The sequence below is a fragment of the Arcobacter caeni genome (genome assembly GCF_003063245.1).
Lineage (GTDB): Bacteria > Campylobacterota > Campylobacteria > Campylobacterales > Arcobacteraceae > Aliarcobacter > Aliarcobacter caeni.
The window spans coordinates 1-1,278 of the sequence record NZ_MUXE01000038.1 but is presented as its reverse complement, the minus strand read 5'-3'; the positions used below and the strand labels follow the sequence as shown (position 1 = coordinate 1,278).

General features: G+C 29.8%; 1 protein-coding gene. It reads left to right on the top strand.

The window, feature by feature from the left end; translation table 11 throughout:
• Window positions 1-254: 254 nt before the first annotated feature.
• A partial coding sequence (locus B0174_RS12005; protein WP_133174804.1) for an ATP-dependent helicase occupies window positions 255-1,278 on the top strand: 1,024 nt, incomplete at its 3' end.

The window sequence follows — 1,278 nt, the reverse complement described above, 5'->3', positions numbered from 1 at the left end:
TATATACTAGTTAACTCTTCGTTAACTTTTTATTTGACTTTAGTTAATGCTCATCTATTATAATTTTCATATGGATTAAGAAGAAACGCGAAACTTCTTAACTTTAAATTGCGAATTTTTTAAAGTTTTCCAAAAACTTATTTCCTTGTGTGTAAAAAAGCTCCTCTCCCTGGGAGCTTTTTTTTTGCCCGAAAAATAAGAATCATTATGCTAATATTCGCCAAATGAAAATACTACTAAAGAATATTAAATAAATGCCTCTATCTAATTTAAATAAAGAACAACTCGAAGCTGCAACATGTGAAAAAGGTTTTAACCTTATTATTGCTAGTGCAGGTACAGGAAAAACTTCAACTATTGTAGGAAGAATTGCTAATCTTATCAACAATGGTGTACAACCTGATGAAATTTTACTATTAACTTTTACAAATAAAGCTGCCGCTGAAATGGTAGCAAGGGTTGCTAAGTTCTTTGGAAAAGATATGGCTGCAAAAATTATGGCTGGAACATTTCACTCAGTTTCATATAAACTTTTAAAAAAACTAAATAAAAATATTACATTAAAACAACCAAATGAGCTAAAAACTCTTTTTAGGTCTTTATATGAAAAAAGAGTTTTTTATGAAAGAGAAGATGGTGTAAATCCATACGATGGTGGATATCTTTATGATATGTATTCACTATACCTTAACTCAAACGAAGGTGAAGGTTTTGAAGAGTGGATAAAAAATAAAAACCCTGACCATGAAATCTATACACCTATTTATGATGATGTTGTATTAGAGTTTAATGAACTAAAAACAAAATATGGTTACGCTAACTTTGATGATTTGCTAACTATTATGCTTGATACTCTAAAAGAAGAAGAGTTTGACTTTAAAGAGATTTTAGTTGATGAGTACCAAGACACAAACCCTTTACAAGGAAGACTTCTTGATGCTTTTAGACCTAAATCACTTTTTTGTGTAGGAGATTATGACCAAAGTATTTATGCTTTTAATGGCTCTGATATTGGTATTATCTCAACATTTGATACAAGATATAAAGGTTCAAAGGTATATACACTAAGAAAAAACTATCGTTCAAGTAGACCTATTTTAGACTTAGCTACAAAAGTTATTGAACATAATGAAAGAATCTATGAAAAGCAACTTCAAGTTATGAGAACAGATATTTCTATTCCGCCAAAGCTTTTAGAGTTTACTGAGTTGTTTGCACAATATCATCATATCTCGGAAAAGATTTCACAAAGTTCAACACCCCATAGTGATATAGCAA